At 72.7% G+C, this 20,037-nt stretch carries 16 protein-coding genes; 3 read left to right on the forward strand and 13 right to left on the reverse strand.

All coding sequences use genetic code 11. The features are described from left to right. Window positions 1-26 precede the first annotated feature (26 nt). Window positions 27-494, forward strand: a complete 468-nt coding sequence (locus TNCT6_RS22725; RefSeq protein ID WP_141361541.1) for an RDD family protein — start codon at window positions 27-29, stop codon at window positions 492-494. Window positions 495-702: 208 nt separating this feature from the next. Here TNCT6_RS22725 and TNCT6_RS22730 read toward each other — a convergent pair whose 3' ends face one another. The 4 genes from TNCT6_RS22730 to lipB all read right to left on the reverse strand — a co-directional run bounded on the left by TNCT6_RS22730 (window position 703) and on the right by lipB (window position 3,855). Further along, window positions 703-1,404: a DUF4191 domain-containing protein gene (locus TNCT6_RS22730; RefSeq protein WP_141361543.1), complete on the reverse strand. Its 702-nt coding sequence runs from the start codon at window positions 1,402-1,404 to the stop codon at window positions 703-705. A 94-nt stretch (window positions 1,405-1,498) separates the two neighbouring features. Next, entirely contained in the window at window positions 1,499-1,699 is a 201-nt protein-coding gene (locus TNCT6_RS22735; RefSeq protein WP_141361545.1) for a hypothetical protein, read from the reverse strand. A 274-nt stretch (window positions 1,700-1,973) separates the two neighbouring features. Beyond that, window positions 1,974-2,939, reverse strand: a complete 966-nt coding sequence (gene lipA, locus TNCT6_RS22740; RefSeq protein WP_141361547.1) for a lipoyl synthase — start codon at window positions 2,937-2,939, stop codon at window positions 1,974-1,976. Between the two features lie 118 nt (window positions 2,940-3,057). After that, complete coding sequence (gene lipB / locus TNCT6_RS22745; RefSeq protein ID WP_141361549.1) at window positions 3,058-3,855, reverse strand: lipoyl(octanoyl) transferase LipB; 798 nt, start codon at window positions 3,853-3,855, stop codon at window positions 3,058-3,060. Between the two features lie 244 nt (window positions 3,856-4,099). Between lipB and TNCT6_RS22750 the strand changes: the two genes are divergently transcribed. Beyond that, window positions 4,100-5,590: a regulator gene (locus tag TNCT6_RS22750; RefSeq protein WP_141361550.1), complete on the forward strand. Its 1,491-nt coding sequence runs from the start codon at window positions 4,100-4,102 to the stop codon at window positions 5,588-5,590. 494 nt (window positions 5,591-6,084) lie between these two features. Here the strand turns inward: TNCT6_RS22750 and TNCT6_RS22755 are convergent, their stop codons facing one another. Together TNCT6_RS22755 and TNCT6_RS22760 are read right to left on the reverse strand one after the other, a co-directional pair. Beyond that, window positions 6,085-7,494 (reverse strand): NAD(P)/FAD-dependent oxidoreductase, encoded by a 1,410-nt coding sequence (locus TNCT6_RS22755; RefSeq protein WP_141361551.1) that lies wholly within the window; start codon window positions 7,492-7,494, stop codon window positions 6,085-6,087. Window positions 7,495-7,697: 203 nt separating this feature from the next. Next, the gene (locus TNCT6_RS22760) at window positions 7,698-8,594 is read right to left on the reverse strand and encodes a TIGR01777 family oxidoreductase (RefSeq protein WP_141361552.1); all 897 of its coding nucleotides are present in this window, start codon (window positions 8,592-8,594) and stop codon (window positions 7,698-7,700) included. Window positions 8,595-8,665: 71 nt separating this feature from the next. Here TNCT6_RS22760 and TNCT6_RS22765 point away from each other — a divergent pair, with 71 nt between their 5' ends. Then, a complete protein-coding gene (locus TNCT6_RS22765; protein WP_141361553.1) occupies window positions 8,666-9,154 on the forward strand; it encodes a GNAT family N-acetyltransferase in 489 nt (162 codons plus the stop codon). A gap of 28 nt (window positions 9,155-9,182) precedes the next feature. On the opposite strand, the gene TNCT6_RS22770 is transcribed toward TNCT6_RS22765, so the two are convergent. From TNCT6_RS22770 to lpdA, 7 genes are all read right to left on the reverse strand, one after another. After that, on the reverse strand, window positions 9,183-10,367 hold the full coding sequence (locus TNCT6_RS22770; RefSeq protein WP_141361554.1) for a MarP family serine protease: 1,185 nt from the start codon (window positions 10,365-10,367) through the stop codon (window positions 9,183-9,185). Window positions 10,368-11,276: 909 nt separating this feature from the next. Beyond that, entirely contained in the window at window positions 11,277-11,795 is a 519-nt protein-coding gene (locus tag TNCT6_RS22775; protein ID WP_141366732.1) for a DUF4240 domain-containing protein, read from the reverse strand. Between the two features lie 56 nt (window positions 11,796-11,851). Beyond that, window positions 11,852-12,838 (reverse strand): YafY family protein, encoded by a 987-nt coding sequence (locus tag TNCT6_RS22780; protein WP_141361556.1) that lies wholly within the window; start codon window positions 12,836-12,838, stop codon window positions 11,852-11,854. Window positions 12,839-12,915: 77 nt separating this feature from the next. After that, window positions 12,916-15,618, reverse strand: a complete 2,703-nt coding sequence (aceE, locus tag TNCT6_RS22785; RefSeq protein WP_141361558.1) for a pyruvate dehydrogenase (acetyl-transferring), homodimeric type — start codon at window positions 15,616-15,618, stop codon at window positions 12,916-12,918. A 260-nt stretch (window positions 15,619-15,878) separates the two neighbouring features. Next, window positions 15,879-16,502: a GntR family transcriptional regulator gene (locus tag TNCT6_RS22790; protein ID WP_141361560.1), complete on the reverse strand. Its 624-nt coding sequence runs from the start codon at window positions 16,500-16,502 to the stop codon at window positions 15,879-15,881. A gap of 217 nt (window positions 16,503-16,719) precedes the next feature. Then, window positions 16,720-18,498 (reverse strand): 2-oxoglutarate dehydrogenase, E2 component, dihydrolipoamide succinyltransferase, encoded by a 1,779-nt coding sequence (gene sucB / locus TNCT6_RS22795; protein ID WP_141361562.1) that lies wholly within the window; start codon window positions 18,496-18,498, stop codon window positions 16,720-16,722. A gap of 61 nt (window positions 18,499-18,559) precedes the next feature. Beyond that, a complete protein-coding gene (gene lpdA, locus TNCT6_RS22800) occupies window positions 18,560-19,948 on the reverse strand; it encodes a dihydrolipoyl dehydrogenase (protein ID WP_141361564.1) in 1,389 nt (462 codons plus the stop codon). Window positions 19,949-20,037: the final 89 nt, after the last annotated feature.

Here is a 20,037-nt window from a genome sequence, read left to right on the forward strand (position 1 = left end):
TTCCAGCGTCGCAGTACGGTGGTCGGGTGGACAACAGGCAAGCATGGGGATCATGGCTGTCCGGGCCGCGCGCGGCCATGGAGGACGCCGGCGCGGACTTCGGCTACCGGGGCCGGCAGCTGGGGCTGCCGGAGCAGGGGCCCGGCTCGATCGCCGGTCCGGGACGGCGGCTCGGCGCTCTGGCCGTCGACTGGGCGCTGTGCCTGTGGATCGCCTACGGCCTGATCACGCACGGCTACTACCAGGCCACGAGCAACTGGGCGCTGCTCATCTTCCTGGCGCTGGGCATCCTCACCGTCGGCACGATCGGCTTCACGCCCGGCAAGCGCCTGTTCGGCCTGCGCGTCGTCGCCCTCGCCACCGGCCGGGTGCAGCCGCTGCGCGCCCTGCTGCGCACGGTCCTGCTGTGCCTGGCCGTTCCCGCCCTGATCTGGGACCGCGACGGCCGCGGTCTGCACGACCGGCTGGCGGGCACGGTGGAGGTGCGCATCTGACCGCGGGAGCCGGCCGCGGGATCCAGTGACGGGAGCCGGCCGCCGAGGCCCGCCGCAGGATCGGGTCGCAAGCGCGCCGCAGGATCTCGGTGGCGTGAGCCGGTCGCGGCTCCAGCGCTCGTACGCGCGCGAGACGTCCCCACGACGACGGGGGCGCCCGGAGTGGTCTCCGGGCGCCCCCGTCGTCGTAGAGGGTGTCTGCGCGGGATCAGCGGGCCTTCGGGCCGCCCTTCGGCATCCGCATGCCCTTCGGCATCGGACCCTTCGGCAGCGGCATGTTGCTCATCAGGTCGCCGAGGGCGCGCAGTCGGTCGTTGGTGGTGGTGACCTGCGGGCCGGTCAGCACGCGCGGGAACTTCAGCATGGTCGTGCGCAACTTCTTCAGCGGGACCTGGCCGTCGCCGTTGCCGACGATCACGTCGTGCACCGGGACGTCCGCGACGATCCGGTTCATCTTCTTCTTCTCGGCGGCGAGCAGGGACTTCACCCGGTTCGGGTTGCCCTCGGCGACCAGCACGATGCCGGCCTTGCCGACCGCGCGGTGCACCACGTCCTGGCTGCGGTTCATGGCCACCGCCGGGGTGGTGGTCCAGCCGCGGCCCACGTTGTCCAGGACCGCCGCGGCGGCGCCCGGCTGGCCCTCCATCTGCCCGAAGGCGGCGCGCTCGGCCCGGCGTCCGAAGATGATCGCCGTCGCGAGGAAGGCGAGCAGCAGGCCCAGGATGCCGGCGTAGTACGGGTGGCCGATCGCGAAGCCGATCCCGAGAAGGACGCCGAAGGTGATGATGAAGACACCCGCGAGTACCAGACCGATCTTGTTGTCGGCCTTGCGGGTCATCTTGTAGGTCAGGGCGATCTGCTTCAGTCGCCCGGGGTTGGCAGCCTCGGCTGCGTTGTCCTTCCTCGCCATGCCACGAAGTCTACGTGGCCCCCGGAGCGGCCCACGACGGCAGTGCCCGTACGGGCCCGGGGTGGAGAGCGGAAAGGGGTTGGGGGAGCGGCGGTCAGGGGCCGACGGCCGGGAACTGGTCGAGGACGCGCTGCGCCTCGACGCGGTCCTTGGCCCGGCGTCGGTCCTCGAGGACGGAGTTCCAGGCGTTGCGGCGGGCGGTGCGCTGGCCGCTGCTCATGAGCAGGGACTCGACCGCACGGAGTGCGTCGGTGACGGACGGAATCGCGGTGGCGCGAACGTGCGCGGCCTGCATGGGAGGTCCCCCTCATGACGGCTCTTGGTCTACGGGCTGTGAGTCCAGGGTCACTGCTTGGTGTTACCAGGGCGTGACCGGCCGGTCAAACACCGATGAAGCCTCGCGGCCGCGGTCCGAAAGGCTGACGCGGCCCCGACCGGGCCGCTCATCTGCGGCGACGGTCGGGACCGCGTCGTATCGGCCACTACCGGGCAGTAGGCTCTTGTGCCCGATTTCACACACTTGCCCGCCCGCTTGCGGGACAGGGATGGTGACGGTCGGTCAGTCGTCGTCAGACCGCCTGGGCGGCGATGTAGGTGCCCCGCTTCTCGACAGCCATCCGGTACAGCCGTCCGGCGCGGTAGGAGGACCGTACCAGCGGCCCCGACATCACGCCCGAGAAGCCGATCTGCTCGGCTTCCTCCTTCAGCTCGACGAACTCCTGCGGCTTGACCCACCGCTCCACCGGGTGGTGGCGCACCGAGGGGCGCAGGTACTGGGTGATGGTGACCAGCTCGCAGCCCGCGTCGTGCAGCTGCTTGAGCGCCTCGACGACCTCCTCGCGGGTCTCGCCCATGCCGAGGATGAGGTTCGACTTGGTCACCAGGCCGAAGTCGCGGGCCTCGGTGATGACCTTCAGGGAGCGCTCGTAGCGGAAGCCGGGGCGGATCCGCTTGAAGATCCGCGGCACGGTCTCGACGTTGTGCGCGAAGACCTCGGGGCGCGAGGCGAAGACCTCGGCCAGCTGCTCGGGGACCGCGTTGAAGTCGGGGGCCAGCAGCTCGACCTTGGTACGGCCGTCCTCGCGGTCCGCCGTCTGCTGGTGGATCTGGCGCACGGTCTCGGCGTACAGCCAGGCGCCGCCGTCCTCCAGGTCGTCGCGGGCCACGCCGGTGATGGTGGCGTAGTTCAGGTCCATGGTGACCACGGACTCGCCCACGCGGCGCGGCTCGTCGCGGTCCAGGGCCTCGGGCTTGCCGGTGTCGATCTGGCAGAAGTCGCAGCGCCGGGTGCACTGGTCGCCGCCGATGAGGAAGGTCGCCTCGCGGTCCTCCCAGCACTCGTAGATGTTCGGGCAGCCGGCTTCCTGGCAGACCGTGTGCAGGCCCTCGCTCTTCACGAGGTTCTGCATCTTGGTGTACTCGGGACCCATTTTCGCCCGGGTCTTGATCCACTCGGGCTTGCGCTCGATGGGGGTCTGGCTGTTGCGGACCTCCAGGCGCAGCATCTTGCGTCCGTCGGGTGCGACTGCGGACACGACCGGCTCCCTGTAGCTTCGATTCTTCGGCGTACACCAGGGTACGCCCGTGCTTGTTGCGCCCCGTCGGTGAGGCCAACCTGCGGGCCTGGGGGATCATTCCCCGGGCGGGGCCCGGTCAGGCGGTGGCCCTCTCGATCTCCCGCGGCTTCAGGTCCGCGTTCTGCAGGACGTCCCGCAGGTGCCGTTCGACGACCGGCAGCACTTCCTCGATCGCGACGTTCCGGCCGAGCTCGGCCGCCAGCGAGGCGACGCCGGCGTCCCGGATCCCGCACGGGATGATCTTGTCGAACCACTTGTTGTCCGGGTTCACGTTGAGCGCGAAGCCGTGCATCGTGACGCCCTTGGCGACCCGGATCCCGATCGCCGCGATCTTGCGGTCCTCGCGGCGCTGGCCGGCGTTGGAGGGGGCGTACTCCGGGCCGTTCAGCCGGGGGTCGAACTCCTCGTCGGCCAGGCGCGGGTCGAAGTCCAGGGACAGCCCGCCCAGGGTGGGCCGCTGCTCGACCGGGTCGCCGAGCACCCACACTCCGCTGCGGCCCTCGACGCGGGTGGTCTCCAGGCCGAAGTCCGCGCAGGCGCGGATCAGCGCCTCCTCCAGGCGGCGCACGTGGGCCACCACGTCCACCGGGCGGGGCAGCTTCTGGATCGGGTAGCCGACCAGCTGGCCGGGACCGTGCCAGGTGATCTTGCCGCCGCGGTCCACGTCGATGACGGGCGTGCCGTCGAGCGGGCGCTCGCTGTCCTCGGTCCGCCGGCCGGCCGTGTAGACCGGGGGGTGCTCCAGGAGCAGCACGGTGTCGGGGACCTCGTCCGCGAACCGGGCGGCGTGCACCCGGCGCTGCTCGTCCCAGGCCTGGACGTAGTCCACGGCCTCGGCACCGAATCCCATGCGGACGAACCGCAGCTCACTCACGGCAAACGCCTCCCCGGAAGGTCGTAAGGCACGAAACGTGCCCACGTCACTGTACGTCCGGCCGGCACGCGTCAGCCTCGCGGGCAATCCTCACACGATCGGATGAATGATGGTCGAACTCTGCGGTCGGTTGCTCACTCTCCGCTACATTCGCGCCGTCCATGAGGCCATAAGGGCTGCTCACAGGCAATCCGGGCACCACGCGGCCGCGTGGCTGCCCGAGAGGCAGGAGACCGCACCGCAGATGACGGAACGACCCGCGCAGCGCACTCCCAACCGCCAGCTCGCCGCGCTCATCGCAGAAGCGGGGTTCTCGAACGCGGGTCTGGCCCGTCGCGTCGACCAGCTCGGTCTCGAACACGGGCTGGACCTGAGATACGACAAGACGTCGGTCACCCGCTGGCTGCGCGGCCAGCAGCCGCGGGGCACCACGCCCGCCCTCATCGCGGAGGTGTTCACCCGGCGCCTGGGCCGCCGCCTGACCGCCCAGGACCTCGGCCTGGACGCCTGCGCCCCGGTGTACGCGGGGCTGGAGTTCGCCGCCACCCCGGAGGAGGCCGTCGACATCGTCGGCGGGCTGTGGCGCAAGGACTGCGGCAGCCACGCCGAACTGCGCAGGATCGCCTTCACCCCGGCGGGCCTCGTCGTGCCCAGCCGGGACTGGCTGATCGGGCGGGCCGACGACCGGGTCGCCCGCGCGGAGGCACCGGCCACCCGGGTCCCCGTCCAGGGGTACCCGGACCGGCCCGCCCTCGTCGTGCCCGACCCCTCGGTGCCCGGCGTGCCCCGGCAGCGCGGCCGGGCCGAACGGGGCCCGGCCGGACGGGAGGCGGGCCGGAAGGTCACCGCCGGCGACATCGCCGCCCTGCGCTCGGTCGGCGAGCTGTTCCGCACCCTCGACGACCTGTACGGCGGCGGCCATGCCCGCCAGGCCCTGGTGCGCTACCTGGAGCACGAGTGCGAGCCGATGCTGCGCGGCACCTACGGCGAGCAGACCGGCCGCCGGCTCTTCGGCGCCGCCGCCGACCTGACCCGGCTCGCCGGCTGGACGTCGTACGACATCGCCGCGCACGGGCTCGCCCAGCGCTACTTCGTGCAGGCGCTGCGGCTCGCCCAGGCCGCCGGGGACCGGCCCTACGGCGCCTATGTGCTGGTCACCATGAGCCGGCAGGCCGTCTACCTCGGACACGGGCGGGAGGCCGTGCAGCTCGCACGGGTGGCCCAGCAGGGGCTCGGCGGCTCCGCCCCGCCCGCCGTGCAGTCGCTGCTGCACGCCGCCGAGGCGCGCGGGCACGGGGTGCTGGGCGAGGTGCGCGCCTGCACCGCGTCCCTGGTGCGCGCCGAGCGCTTCCTGGAGGCGGCCCGGCCCGGGGACGAGGTGCCCTCCTGGGCGCGCTTCGACGAGGCGCAGCTGGCCGACGAGTCCGGGCACTGCCACCGGGACCTCCAGCAGTACCGGGCCGCCGCGCAGCACGCCGAACGCGCCTTGCGGCTGCGCGCCCCGGCGCACGCCCGCAGCCGGCTGTTCTGCCGGGTGGTCCTGGCCACCGCCCGCCTCGGCCTCGGCGACCTGGACCAGGCCTGCCGCCTGGCCGCCGAGGCGGCGGCCCAGGCCGCGGACATGCGCTCGGTCCGGGCGGTGGAGTACGTCAAGGACTTCGAACGCCGCCTGGAACCGTACAAGGACGCGACACCCGTACGCGGCTACCGGGACAAGGTGGCGGCGTTGGGTTGAGCCCTTGGGACGGGGCGGCGGCGCCAGGGCGAGTCCTGGGACGGCGCGGCGGTGCCGGGCCGGGTCCCCGAGGCAAGGTCAGTGGCGTCGGGCCGGGTCCCCGGGCAAGGTGGCGGCGTTGGGCTGAGTCCCTGGGACGGGGCGGCGGTGCCGGGCCGAGTCCCGGGATGCGGCGCGCGTGTTGGGTTGAGTCTCCGGGACGTGGTGACGGCGTTGGACTGAGTGTCGGCTACGAGGTGGTGGCGTCGGGCCGAGTCCCTGGGACAAGGGCGGCGTCGGGCTGAACCCCTGGGGCGAGGCGGCGGATTCGGGCTGAGTCCCGGGACGTGGCGCGTGCTGGGTTGAGTTCCGGGACGTGGCGGCGGCGTTGGGCAGAGTCCCGGGGCAAGGGCAGCGGCGTCGGGCCGGGTCCCCGGGGCAAGGTGGCGGTGTTGGGCCGAGGCCCGGGGCAACGGCGGTGGTGCCGGGGCAAGTTCCGGGACGGGGGTGGCGGCTCAGGCGGCGGCTTTCGGTTCCGCCCGGTGCATCGGGCGGCCGGCTCCCAGGTCGCCCAGGATCGCCGCGGCGGCCCGGTGGGCCGAGTGCAGCGCCCCCTGGACGGTACTGGTGTCCCGGTGGTCGCCGCACACGTACAGGCCCGCCAGCAGCCGCACCGGGCGCCGTGGGTCGTGCGGGGGGCGCATCGCGGGGACGGCCTCGGGGGTGTGGTGCACGGCGAGCGTCTCCCAGCGGGCGGTGGAGGTGCCGTAGAGGCGGGACAGATGGCGGCGTACGGCCGTGTCGACGTCGGCCGGGGGCACGCCCAGGACCGTCGACGACACCAGAGCGCGGCCGGCGGGCGCGCGGGAGGGGTCGACGCGGCTGACCACCGCCGTGTGCGCCACCGGGCCGCCGCGCTCCGCGTCGAGCAGCAGGTACCCGCCCGTCTCCGGGGGCTCGTCGGTCGTGTGGTGGACCACCGTCACCGGGTGGAAGTCCGGTACGCGCAGCCCGGGCAGCAGCTCGGCGGCGGCACGCGCGTCGGTGGCGACCAGCACGGCCTTGCAGCGGACCTCGCCGTGCTCGGCGGTGGTCACCGAGGTCGTGGAGACCGAGGTGGCCCGTACGCCGGTGTGCACGGTGCCGGGCGGCAGCGTGCGCGCGAGCAGCTCCGGCAGGACCTCGGCGCCGCCCTCCGGCAGACACAGCCGGCCGGAGGCGAAGGAGTGCAGGGCCAGGTCCGCGCAGCGGCTGGACGTGGTGAGGTCCGGGTCGCACAACAGGGCGGCGAGCAGCGGACGCAGGAAGCCGTCGACCGTGCGGGCGGGCAGGCCGCGGGCGGCCAGCGCCTGCTGGGCCGTCAACTCGGGCCGCGACAGCAGGCGTTCGACCGGCGTGGCGGCGATCCGGCCGAGCGCGGCGCGCAGCCGCAGCGGCGCGCCGACCCCGCGGCGTCCGGGCGGCGGACCGTCGAGGAACGGCACGGCGGACGACCGGGGAACGGACGGCCGGGAGAGGGACGCACGGGCGAGGGACGACGGCCGGGGGACCGGCGGGCGGGGGGCGCTCGCCAGGGCGCGCACTACGTGAAGTGCGCTCCTCGCGCTCCCTCCGTGCGCCGGAGCGCCCGCGCGGAGGTGCCGTCCGTCGCTGTGCAGCAGGACCCCCGGCGCGAAGGGACGCAGCACGAGCGCGTCGAGCCCCGGGCTCAGGGCCAGTTGGGGGTACGACGTGTTCAGCAGCTGTCCGATCCGGTCGAGCCGGAACCCGTCGACCTTCTCCGTCGACATGCGGCCGCCCGCGTAAGGGGCGGCCTCCAGGACCGCGGTCGTCACTCCTGCACTGGTCAGTCGATGCGCTGCCGCGAGCCCGGCGACCCCGGCTCCCACAACGACGACGTCCGCCTGATACGCGGGCTCAAGCACGTGCCCCTCCTCGAGGTTGCGCGGCCGGTGGGGCGGTGATGCCCGCGACCGGCGTCAGGAATACCCGAGTTCGCGTCGAGATTAGGGCCGTGCCCGGTCAGCGACAGTCGCGCATCAACAGGGCACGGTCGCACGGCGGTCGCACACGGTCGCAAGGTGTTCCGCACGCGATCGCAAAGTGGCACGGCGAGTGGCCACAGACGTCACAGCGCCGCACGGACGGCGTCCTCGATCCCCGGAAAGGCGAACGAGAACCCCGACTCCAGCAGCCGCTTCGGCACCACCCGCGCGCTGCCCAGCACATCGCCCGCCATCTCCCCGAGCGCCGCGCGCAGGACCGGCGCCGGCACGGAGAACAGCGTCGGCCGTTGCAGCACCCGGCCCATGGCCGCGGTGATCTCACCGTTCGTCAGCGGCTGCGGCGCGGTGAGGTTGACCGGCCCGGACAGGCTCTCGGTGTCCAGCAGATGGCGCAGCGCGGCCACCTCGTCGTGCAGCGCGATGAACGACCAGAACTGCCGCCCGTCTCCCAGCCGCCCGCCCAACCCGGCCTTGAACAGCGGGAACAGCCGTCCCCATGCCCCGCCCTCACGGGCCACCACCAGCCCGGTGCGGGCGAACACCGTCCGGACGCCCGCCTCCCGCGCGGGAGCCGCGGCCTGCTCCCACTCGACGCACAGCGCCGGCAGAAAACCGTCCCCGGGCGGCGCGTCCTCGTCGACGGCGCGCTCGCCGGTGTCGCCGTAGTAGCCGATCGCGCTGCCGCTGACGAACACCCGCGGAGGCGCGTCCAGGGAGGCCACGGCCTCGGCGAGCGCCGTCGTGCCGAGCACCCGGCTGTCCCGGATCGCCTTCTTGTACTCCCGCGTCCACCGGTGGTCGCCCACGCCCGCGCCCGCCAGGTTGACCACCGCGTCGCACCCGGCGAGCCCCGCCGCGTCCACGTACCGGCCGACGGGATCCCAGCAGACCTCGTCCTCGCCGCGGGCCGAACGGCGCACCAGGCGCACCACCTCGTGCCCGTCCGCGACGAGGGACCGCACCAGGGCACTGCCGATCAGACCGGACGCGCCGGCCACCGCGATTCGCGAACGTTCCATGCGCCCATCCTGCCCGCCGGGCCGCGAAAATCCCGGCGGGCCGGTCCGGCCCGCGCCGTAGAGTGACCGTCATGCCGGTTCCCTCCATACGCCACGCCACATTGGACGACGAGGACGGTCTCGGCCGGCTCGACCGTGAGACCTGGTCCACGACGCACGCGGTCGCCCCGCCCCCGCGGCAGCCCTACGAGCCCTTCTTCACGCACCGGTCGGGACCGCGCGACCACCTGGTCGCCGAGCTCGGCGGCCGTCTGGTCGGATACATCCGCCTCGGCTTCCCCACCGGACTGGCGTCGAACGCGCACGTCCGGCAGATCCACGGACTCGCCGTGGCCGAGGAGGCCCGCGGCAGCGGGGTGGGCCGCGCCCTGCTGCGTGCCGTCGTCGAGGAGGCCCGCCGCCAGGGCGCCCGCCGGATCACCCTGCGGGTGCTGGGCCACAACACCCCCGCCCGCAAGCTGTACGAGTCCGAGGGCTTCGTGGTGGAGGGCGTCCAGCCGGAGGAGTTCCACCTGGACGGCGTCTACGTCGACGACGTCCTCATGGGCCGCTTCCTGTGAGCCGCGGGGCCCGACGCGAAACCCTGAGTCACGAGGTCACCAGCCCGCCCGTGTCCACCGGCGCGGTCGCGTGCGCCGCCCGCTGCGCGTCCGGGGCGACTTCGGCCGCCGTCAGGACGTATCCCGTCTCGTTGTCGGAGGTGGAGCGGGCGAAGACCACGCCGAAGACCCGGCCGTCCGTGGTGAGCAGCGGACCGCCGGAGTTGCCGGGGCGGACCGTGGAGCGGATCGAGTAGATCTCCCGGGTGACCGTGCCGTTGTTGTAGATGTTCTGGCCCGTCGCCCGGATCCGGTTCGCCACCGTCGCCGCCTGGAGGTTCAGGTCGCCGTCCTGCGGATAGCCCGCGACCACCGCCGAGTCGCCGCGCACGGCGGCGTCGTCGAACCGCAGCACGGGGGCCTCCAGCCCGGGGACGTAGAGCACGGCCACGTCCCGGTGCGGGTCGAACAGCACCACCCGTGCCTCGTACGACCGCCCGACGCCGCCGATCCGCACGGCCGGATCGTCGATGCCCGCCACCACGTGCGCGTTGGTCATCACATGCTCCCGCGCGTACACGAACCCGCTGCCCTCGCGGCCCTGGTTGCCCGCGGCGCCCTCGATCTTGACCGTGCTGAACCGGGCGGCGTTCGTCGCGCTCTCCGTCACGCTGTCCCCGGAGGGCCGGGCGACGCCCGCCGCCGGCTCGCTCTCGAAGGGGTTGAAGACCTGCGGGAAGCCCGCCTCGGTCAGCGCGGAGGTGGCACGCGAGAACCAGGCCGGGGTGGTCTCCGGCATCGCGTTCTGCACGGTGCCCAGAAGTCTGGAGTCGCGTATCGCCGACGTCACCACCGGGGAGGAGGAGGCGCCCAGGACGCTCGCCGCCACCCAGGCCACGATCAGCACCGCCACCGTGTTGGCGGCGGCCCCGCCGATGCCGTCGGCCACCCGCAGCGGCCCGCGGTCCAGCTCGCGCCGCAGCCGCAGCGCCAGGCGGCCCGCCAGCTCGTGCCCCACCACGGCCGGCACCAGCACCGTGAGCACGGCGGTGACCGTCGCCGTGGTCGTCCCGCGCGTGACGAAGTCCATCACCCACGGCAGGATCCACACGCCGACGACGGCACCGCCGACGAAACCGGCCAGCGAGACACAGCCGGCCACCAGTCCCCGCCGGTAGCCGGACGCGGCGTAGACGAGGATCACCAGCACCAACAGCAGGTCGAGCAGGTTCACTCACGCCGCCTTTCTCCTCGGATCCACACATACGCGCGGGACGGGTCCAGTGATCAGCCACGCACACGTGGATCCGGGGACCGGCCACGTGTACGTGTACCCCCATAAACGTCCTGGACCAGGACGTTGGTTCCACCAGGTGGCAGAGTGCACATCGCGGACGGACCGGAACCGCCCCGGGATTGGGCTCATGCGTGTGGTGCCGAGGGCCGGGCGGCCGCGCAGCGCTCTCGTGGCGCTCCTGTGCTGCCTGCCGGGTGTCTCCGCCGTCGGCGCGCTGCTGCCGTACGTGTCCGGCTCCGGACGGACGCCGTCCGTGCCCGTGTGCGCCGCCGTGCCCGGTCCGACGGCCCCGGCGCACGACGCGCCCAGGCCGCGGATCGTGCCCCGCTCGGCCTGGCTGGACGCAACTCCCCGGGCCTCTCGGCTCTCCGAAGTCTCTCGGCTGTCCTGGGCTTCCTCGGCTTCCGGGGCCTCCCGGCTGTCCTGGGCCTCCCGAACCTCCGGGGTTTCCGGGCACTCCTGGGCCTGCCGGGGCTCCTGGGTCTCCTGGGCCTGCGGCTGCGGGCCGGTGGGCTGCCGGTGCTCCTGCGTCTCCTGGCGCTCCCGGGCCTGCCGGTGCTCCTGGGTCTCCTGGGTCTGCGGCTGCGGGCCGGTGGGCTGCCGGTGCTCCTGCGTCTCCTGGCGCTCCCGGGCCCGCCGGGGCTCCTGGCGTTCCCGGGCCTCCTGGGCCTGCCGGGCCTCCTGGCGTTCCCGAAGCTCCGGGGTTTCCAGGCTCTCCTGGGCTTCCCGGGCCTCCCTGGCCTGCCGGGGCTCCTGGCCCTCCCGGGCCTCCCGCACCACCTCCCACGACCATCCCGCGGGGGCCGTCACAGTGGGTCCGCGGGGGGCGGGAGTTGTTCGGGGGTGCTACTCACGGAACCGGTCCCACAGCTTCGGATAGCGCTGGGCGAGCGCCCGGTCGTCCTCGAAGTCGACCGGGGTGCCCTCCGGTTCCGCCGGGGCGGGCGGGATGCCGAGGTCGGGGGCGACCGTGCCGGTGAGCTGCTCGTAGGCCTCGTCGGCCGCGTAGCCGAGTTCCTCGCCGTCGCCGTCGACCTCCTCGTCGAAGTCGTCCAGCAGGTCGGCGAGCGAGTCCGGATCGTGCAGGGCGCCCTCGAAGACCTCCCGGCCCTGGCCGATCAGCCAGCACCGGAAGAAGTCGAAGGCGTCGTCGCTGGCCCCGTCCAGGAGCACCCAGGCGGCGCCCCACAGGTCCCAGTGGTAGGCCCGGTTGTACCGGGCCTCGAAGTGACGGGCGAAGTCCAGGATCACCTCGGGATCGCAGCCCAGCAGCCGCTCGACGAGCAGGTCGGCCTGCTCCTCCGGATCCCCCTCGGCGGCCTCGCGGCTGCCGTCGATCAGCTCCCAGAACTCCGTCTCGTCCATCACGGCTCAAGCATCGGCCCTCGCGCCGGGGGGCGCACGCGGAATGCGGCGGGCCGTCAGGGGCGGTACAGCGCGGCCAGCCGGTCGGCGTCGCGCGTGAAACGCGCCCGCAGCGCCTCGGGGGCCAGCACCTCGACCTCCGGCCCGAGCGCAGTGAGCTGGGTGTGGGCGACCTCTTCGGACTCCACCGGCAGGGTCACCGTCACCCATCCGTTCCCGTCGCGGCCGGCCGCGGCCCCGACGGCCTCGAGCGCCGCCCGGGCCGGCACCGGCCCCACGGCGTGCGGCAGCCGCCGCAGGCCCTCCTCGGACAGCCGCACCACCACCTCGGCCCGCAGGACGGACCGCGCGAACTGCGCGGCCCGCTCCTCCCAGAAAGCGGGCAGGTCGAAGTCGTCGTCCCGTTCGAAGCGCTTCCCCGCGCCGGCGTCCACGGCCGAGAAACGGTCCACGCGGTAGACCCGGAAGGAGCCGGGCCCCACGACCCGGGCGCACAGGTACCACCCGCCCGCCTTGAGCACGAGACCGTACGGCTCCAGTTCCCGTGCGACCTCCTCCTCGCCGCGCCGGTAGCGCGCGGTGATCCGCCGGTCGTCCCACACCGCCTCCGCGACCGCCGGCAGCAGCTCGGGCGTCCTCGGCTCGCGGAACCAGTCGGGCGCGTCCAGGTGGAAGCGCTGCGCCGCCGTACGGGAGGCGTCGCGCAGGGAGGGGAGCAGGGCCGCGGACACCTTCAGCCGGGCGGCCGAGGCGGCGTCCTGAAGTCCCATCTCCCGCAGCGCCCCCGGAACGCCGCTGAGGAAGAGCGCCTCCGCCTCACCGCGGTCGAGCCCGGTCAGCCGGGTGCGGTAGCCGCCGACCAGCCGGTAGCCCCCGGCCCGCCCCCGGTCCGCGTACACCGGCACGCCCGCCTCCGACAGCGCCTGCGCGTCCCGTGTGACGGTCCGCTCCGACACCTCCAGTTCCCGGGCGAGCTCGGCGGCGGTCATGGCGGGCCGCGACTGGAGCAGCAGCACCATTTTGATCAGACGGGCGGCACGCATAGGGCCATCATGCCGGGGCCGGCGACGACGAAGGGGTACGGCCGCGGCCGTACCCCTTCGTCGTCATGCGGTGTGTCTCACAGGCCGTACTTCTCCCGGGCCTCCTTGACCGCCGAGGCCTTCACCTCGCCGCGCCGGGCGAGCTGGGCCAGGGCGGCGGCGACGATCGACTGGGCGTCGACGCCGAAGTGGCGGCGGGCGGCGTCACGGGTGTCCGACAGACCGAAGCCGTCGGCGCCCAGCGAGGTGTAGTCCTGCTCGATCCACTGCGCGATCTGGTCCGGGACCTGGCGCATGTAGTCGGAGACCGCGAGGACCGGACCCTCGGCGCCCTGAAGCGCCCGGCGGACGTACGGCACCCGCTCCTCGCCGCGCAGCAGCGCCGCGTCGGCCTCCATGGCGTCCCGGCGCAGCTCGCCCCAGGAGGTCGCGGACCACACGTCGGCGGCCACGCCCCACTCCTCCGCGAGCATCCGCTGGGCGTCCAGCGCCCAGTGGATCGCCGTGCCGGAGCCGAGCAACTGGATCCGCGGCGCGTTCGCCGGGACCGTCAGGCCCGCCGACTCCGCCGTGTTGAAACGGTACAGGCCCTTGACGAGGCCCTCGTCGACGCCGGGGGCGGACGGCTTGGCGGGCTGCGGCAGCGGCTCGTTGTAGACCGTCAGGTAGTAGAAGACGTCCTGGTCCTCGCCGGGCTCGGCCTGGCCGTACATGCGGCGCAGACCTTCCTTGACGATGGCCGCGACCTCGTAGGCGAACGCCGGGTCGTAGGTCAGCGCGGCCGGGTTGGTCGCCGCGATGACCGGCGAGTGGCCGTCGGCGTGCTGCAGACCCTCACCCGTCAGCGTGGTGCGGCCCGCGGTGGCGCCGACCAGGAAGCCGCGGCCGAGCTGGTCGCCGAGCTGCCACATCTGGTCGGCCGTGCGCTGCCAGCCGAACATCGAGTAGAAGATGTAGAAGGGGATCATCGCCTCGCCGTGCGTCGAGTACGACGACGAAGCGGCGATGAAGTCGGCCATCGAACCGGCCTCGGTGATCCCCTCGTTGAGGATCTGGCCGTTCTTGGCCTCCTTGTAGTACATCAGCTGGTCGCGGTCGACCGGCTCGTACGTCTGGCCCTTGGGCGAGTAGATGCCGAGCGAGGGGAACAGCGACTCCATGCCGAAGGTGCGCGCCTCGTCGGGGACGATCGGCACCCAGCGCTTGCCGGTCTCCTTGTCGCGGACCAGGTCCTTGACCAGACGGACGAACGCCATGGTGGTGGCCACGCTCTGCGAGCCGGAGCCCTTGTCGAAGGCGGCGAACGCCTTGTCGGCGGGGGCGGGCAGCGGCGCGACCGGGTGGACGCGGCGGGCCGGGGCCGGGCCGCCGAGCGCCGCGCGGCGCTCCTGGAGGTAGCGGACCTCGGGGGAGTCGGCGCCGGGGTGGCCGTAGGGGACCTGGCCGTCGGCGAAGGCGCTGTCCGGGATGGGCAGCTCCAGCAGGTCACGCATCTGCTGGAACTCGTCCACCGAGAGCTTCTTCATCTGGTGGTTGGCGTTCTTCGACGCGAAGCCCGTACCGAGGGTGTGGCCCTTGACCGTCTGGGCCAGGATCACCGTCGGGGCGCCCTTGTGCTCCAGGGCGGCCTTGTAGGCGGCGAAGACCTTGCGCGCCTCGTGACCACCGCGAGAGAAGTGGAAGCACTCGATGATCTTGTCGTCGCTCAGCAGCTTCGCCATCTCGGCCAGCGCCGGGTCGGCGCCGAAGAAGTCCTGGCGGATGTAGGCGGCGTCGCGGGTCTGGTACGTCTGGATCTGCGCGTCCGGTACCTGGCGCAGCCGGCGTACCAGCGCGCCCGTGGTGTCCAGGGCGAACAGCTCGTCCCAGGCGGAACCCCACAGCGTCTTGATCACGTGCCAGCCGGCGCCGCGGAAGAGGGCCTCCAGCTCCTGCACGATCTTGAAGTTGGCACGGACCGGGCCGTCCAGGCGCTGCAGGTTGCAGTTGATGACGAAGGTGAGGTTGTCCAGGCCCTCGCGGGAGGCGAGCGTCAGCGCGGTGGTGGACTCCGGCTCGTCCATCTCGCCGTCGCCGAGGAACGCCCAGACGTGGGAGTCGGAGACGTCCTTGATGCCGCGGCTGGTCAGGTAGCGGTTGAACCGGGCCTGGTAGATGGCGGAGATCGGGCCGAGGCCCATCGACACCGTCGGGAACTCCCACAGCCAGGGCAGGCGGCGCGGGTGCGGGTAGGACGGCAGGCCGTTGCCGCCGGACTCCTGGCGGAAGTTGTCCAGGTGCTGCTCGGACAGCCGGCCGTCGAGGAAGGCGCGGGCGTAGATGCCCGGGGAGGCGTGGCCCTGGATGTACAGCTGGTCGCCGGAGCCGTCGCCCTCCTTGCCGCGGAAGAAGTGGTTGAAGCCGGTCTCGTACAGCCACGCCGCGGAGGCGAAGGTGGCGATGTGGCCGCCGACGCCGTACTTGCTGCCGCGGGTCACCATCGCCGCCGCGTTCCAGCGGTTCCACGCGGTGATGCGGGCCTCCATGGCCTCGTCACCGGGGGCGGCCGGCTCGGCGGAGGTCGGGATGGAGTTGACGTAGTCGGTCTCGAGGAGCTTGGGCAGGACAACGCCGGCGTCCTCGGCGCGCTCCAGCGTACGGCGCATCAGATACGCGGCACGGTGCGTCCCGGCCGCCTTGGCGACGGCGTCCAGGGAGGCCTGCCATTCGGCGGTCTCCTCGGGGTCGCGGTCCGGGAGCTGGTCGAGCTCGCTCGGCTGGATGGCGTTGGGGTCGGTCATGTCGCCGCCTTCCTCAGTCGAAGGGGGTTCCCTCATCGGCAAGGGTTCAGGGGGTGCCCTAGGTCTTTGGCAGGACAGGGCGTGAGGCTCTGGTGGAAGCCCAGCGGAGACTCTAACTCCCTGATCGATGATCGATCAAAGGGTACAGGTGTAAAACCCTTCGATTTCGAGAAAGTCGGCACCCGGTGCCTTGGAAACGGGCACGCGGTGCCGCTTTTTCAAAGGGTTTTCGCAGGTGAGCGTACAGGTGCTCGACTGCCTCAGGGCCGCGGCGCGCAGCCGAGAACGTGCGACTTGACCAGATCGGCGATCCGCGGATCCCGCCGCTTGAACGCCTGCACCAGCTCCTCGTGCTCCTCCGCGTAGGACTGCTGGACCGTCCCCAGCCAGCGGATCGACAGCGCGGTGAACACCTCGATGCCCAGGCCCTCCCAGGTGTGCAGCAGCACCGCGTTCCCGGCCGCGCGGACCAGCTCGCGGTGGAAGGCCACCGTGTGCCGCACCTGGCCGGTGCCGTCGGACCTGCGGTCGGCCTCGTACAGCGCCGCCACATGCGGCTCCAGGGCCGAGCAGTCGTCCGCCAGCCGCTCGGCCGCCAGCTCCGCCGCGATCGCCTCCAGGCCGGCCCGGACGGGGTAGCTCTCCTCCAGGTCGGCGGCGGTCAGGTTGCGCACCCGCACGCCCTTGTTCGGCGCCGACTCGATCAGCCGCAGCGACTCCAGCTCGCGCAGCGCCTCCCGCACCGGCGTCTGGCTGACCTCCAGCTCGGTGGCGATCCGCCGCTCCACGATCCGCTCGCCCGGCTTCCAGCGCCCGCTGACGATCCCCTCCACGATGTGCTCGCGGATCTGTTCGCGCAGCGAGTGGACGACGGGCGCGGTCATGGAGGGCTCCTTCAAGGGGGGACCCACGGGCCCCCGGGGGGCGTTCGACGTTTAGACAATACGGCTGTCAGCGCCCGGCGGAAGGGCGCATACGGGCGCTTTCGTGCAGGTGAGACGAGACTTACACGCCGTCATGGCCAAGAAACGGCAAACGCGGCGCCCCCGCCCGGAAGGTTCCGGACGGGGGCGCCGTACTGCTGGGTCCCGGGTGACGGGATCAGAGGCCGAGCTCGATCTCGAACTCGCCCGCCTCCAGGATCGCCTTGACCGCCGTCAGGTAACGGGCCGCGTCGGCGCCGTCCACCAGGCGGTGGTCGTAGGAGAGGGTCAGGTAGGTCATGTCGCGGACGCCGATGACCGTGCCCTCCTCGGTCTCGATGACGGCCGGGCGCTTGACGGTGGCGCCGATGCCGAGGATCGCGACCTGACCCGGCGGCACGATGATCGTGTCGAACAGCGCGCCGCGCGAACCGGTGTTGCTGATGGTGAAGGTCGCACCGGACAGCTCGTCCGGGGTGATCTTGCTGGCCCGGACCTTGCCCGCCAGGTCGGCGGTGGCCTTGGAGATACCGGCGATGTTGAGGTCACCGGCGTTCTTGATGACCGGGGTCATCAGGCCCTTCTCGGAGTCCACCGCGATACCGACGTTCTCGGTGTCGAAGTAGGTGATGGTCCCCTCGGCCTCGTTGATCTTGGCGTTGATGACCGGGTGGGCCTTCAGCGCCTGGGCGGCGGCCTTGACGAAGAACGGCATCGGGGAGAGCTTGACGCCCTCGCGCGCCGCGAACGAGTCCTTGGCCTGGGCGCGCAGGCGCATCAGGCGGGTCACGTCGACCTCGACCACCGAGGACAGCTGGGCCTGCTCGTGCAGCGCCTTGACCATGTTGTCGCCGATGACCTTGCGGATCCGCGGCATCTTCACGGTCTGGCCGCGCAGCGGGGAGGCCTCCAGGACGGGGGCCTTCTTCGCCGGGGCGGCCGGAGCGGCCGCGGCCGGGGCGGCGGCCTTCGCGGCCTCGGCCGCGGCGAGCACGTCCTGCTTGCGGATACGGCCGCCGACGCCGGTGCCCTTGACGGTGGACAGGTCGACGCCGTTCTCGGCGGCGAGCTTGCGCACCAGCGGGGTCACGTACGCGCCCTCGTCGGTCGGCTGGGCGGCGGCCGGAACCGCGGCCGGGGCCGGGGTGACCGGGGCGGGCGCGGCCGGCGCGGGAGCCGGGGCCGCGGGCTGGACCGGAGCCGGAGCCGGAGCCGGAGCCGCGGGAGCCGGTGCGGCCGGGGCCGCGGGGGCTGCCGGGGCCGCCGCCGGGGCGGCGGCCGGAGCCGGGGCGGCGGCCGGAGCCGGTGCGGCCGGGGCCGGAGCAGCAGCCGGAGCGGCACCGGGGGCGCCGATGACGGCGAGCTTGGCGCCGACCTCGGCGGTCTCGTCCTCACCGACGACGATCTCCAGCAGCACACCGGAGGTGGGCGCCGGGATCTCGGTGTCGACCTTGTCCGTGGAGACCTCGAGCAGCGGCTCGTCGGCCTCGACGGAGTCGCCGACCGACTTCAGCCAGCGGGTGACGGTGCCCTCGGTGACGGACTCGCCGAGCGCGGGCAGGACCACGTCCGTGCCGGTGGCGCCGGCGGGGGCCGCCGGAGCCGCGGGGGCGGCAGAGGGGGCCGGGGCGGCCGGAGCCGCGGCGACCGGGGCCGGCTCGGCGACCGGGGCCGGAGCCTCGGCGGCGGCCGGGGCCGGGGCCGCGACGGGGGCGCCGGAGCCGTCGTCGATGACGGCCAGCTCGGCGCCGACCTCGACGGTCTCGTCCTCGGCGACCTTGATGGAGGCCAGCACACCGGCGGCGGGCGAGGGGATCTCGGTGTCGACCTTGTCGGTCGAGACCTCGAGCAGCGGCTCGTCGGCCTCGACGCGCTCGCCCTCGGCCTTCAGCCAACGGGTGACAGTGCCCTCGGTGACGCTCTCGCCGAGCGCCGGAAGGGTTACGGAAACCGCCATGGTTTCGGTTGCTCCTAACGAATTACGGAAGTCTGTGTCGTCGCGCCCGTGACGTGAAGCGTCAGTCGTGGGAGTGCAGCGGCTTGCCGGCCAGGGCCAGGTGGGCCTCGCCGAGCGCCTCGTTCTGGGTCGGGTGGGCGTGGATGAGCTGGGCCACCTCGGCCGGCAGCGCCTCCCAGTTGTAGATCAGCTGGGCCTCGCCGACCTGCTCGCCCATGCGGTCGCCGACCATGTGGACGCCGACGACGGCACCGTCCTTGACCTGGACGAGCTTGATCTCGCCCGCGGTCTTGAGGATCTTGCTCTTGCCGTTGCCGGCCAGGTTGTACTTCAGGGCGACGACCTTGTCCGCGCCGTAGATCTCCTTGGCCTTGGCCTCGGTGATGCCGACGGAGGCGACCTCCGGGTGGCAGTAGGTCACCCGCGGAACACCGTCGTAGTCGATCGGAACGGTCTTCAGACCGGCCAGACGCTCCGCCACCAGGATGCCCTCGGCGAAGCCGACGTGCGCCAGCTGGAGGGTCGGGACCAGGTCACCGACGGCGGAGATGGTCGGGACGTTGGTGCGCATGTACTCGTCGACGAGGACGTAGCCGCGGTCCATGGCGACCCCGGCCTCCTCGTAGCCCAGGCCCTGGGAGACCGGGCCGCGGCCGATGGCGACGAGCAGGACCTCGGCCTCGAACTCCTTGCCGTCGGCCAGAGTGACCTTGACCCCGTCCTGGGTGTACTCGGCCTTCTGGAAGAAGGTGCCCAGGTTGAACTTGATCCCGCGCTTGCGGAAGGCGCGCTCCAGCAGCTTCGAGGAGTTCTCGTCCTCGACCGGGACGAGGTGCTTCAGGCCCTCGACGATCGTGACGTCGGTGCCGAAGGACTTCCAGGCGGACGCGAACTCGACGCCGATGACACCGCCGCCCAGGATGATCGCGGACTTCGGCACGCGGTCCAGGACGAGGGCGTGGTCGGAGGAGATGATGCGGTTGCCGTCGATCTGCAGACCCGGCAGGGACTTCGGCACGGAACCGGTCGCCAGGAGGACGTGGCGGCCCTGGATCCGCTGCCCGTTGACGTCGACGGAGGTGGGGGAGGACAGCCGGCCCTCACCCTCGATGTAGGTCACCTTGCGGGACGCGATGAGTCCCTGAAGGCCCTTGTACAGGCCCGAGATGACGTCGTCCTTGTACTTGTGGACGGCGGGCACGTCGATGCCCTCGAAGCTGGCCTTCACACCGAACTGCTCGCTCTCGCGGGCCTGGTCGGCGATCTCGCCCGCGTGCAGCAGGGCCTTGGTGGGGATGCAACCCCGGTGCAGGCAGGTACCGCCGACCTTGTCCTTCTCGATCAGGGCGACGTCCAGGCCCAGCTGCGCCCCGCGCAGGGCCGCGGCGTAACCACCGCTGCCACCGCCGAGGATCACTAGGTCGAAAACGGTGCTGGCGTCGTTCGCCACGTCACGTCCTCCATGCATGTGCGCCGTACGCCGGTCGTCGGTGACCGGCAGGCGGCTGGTGTCCGGCCGCTTGAGTTTCGGCCCTTCGG

This window comes from Streptomyces sp. 6-11-2, assembly GCF_006540305.1.
GTDB lineage: Bacteria > Actinomycetota > Actinomycetes > Streptomycetales > Streptomycetaceae > Streptomyces.

Bases quoted from the DNA above. Each gene is read 5' to 3' on its own strand.
- TNCT6_RS22780 (WP_141361556.1), bottom strand. From the start codon at position 12,838: ATGCGTGCCGCCCGTCTGATCAAAATGGTGCTGCTGCTCCAGTCGCGG.
- TNCT6_RS22790 (WP_141361560.1), bottom strand. From the start codon at position 16,502: ATGACCGCGCCCGTCGTCCACTCGCTGCGCGAACAGATCCGCGAGCAC.
- aceE (WP_141361558.1), bottom strand. From the start codon at position 15,618: ATGACCGACCCCAACGCCATCCAGCCGAGCGAGCTCGACCAGCTCCCG.
- sucB (WP_141361562.1), bottom strand. From the start codon at position 18,498: ATGGCGGTTTCCGTAACCCTTCCGGCGCTCGGCGAGAGCGTCACCGAG.
- TNCT6_RS22765 (WP_141361553.1), top strand. From the start codon at position 8,666: ATGCCGGTTCCCTCCATACGCCACGCCACATTGGACGACGAGGACGGT.
- TNCT6_RS22730 (WP_141361543.1), bottom strand. From the start codon at position 1,404: ATGGCGAGGAAGGACAACGCAGCCGAGGCTGCCAACCCCGGGCGACTG.
- TNCT6_RS22775 (WP_141366732.1), bottom strand. From the start codon at position 11,795: ATGGACGAGACGGAGTTCTGGGAGCTGATCGACGGCAGCCGCGAGGCC.
- TNCT6_RS22750 (WP_141361550.1), top strand. From the start codon at position 4,100: ATGACGGAACGACCCGCGCAGCGCACTCCCAACCGCCAGCTCGCCGCG.
- TNCT6_RS22735 (WP_141361545.1), bottom strand. From the start codon at position 1,699: ATGCAGGCCGCGCACGTTCGCGCCACCGCGATTCCGTCCGTCACCGAC.
- TNCT6_RS22760 (WP_141361552.1), bottom strand. From the start codon at position 8,594: ATGGAACGTTCGCGAATCGCGGTGGCCGGCGCGTCCGGTCTGATCGGC.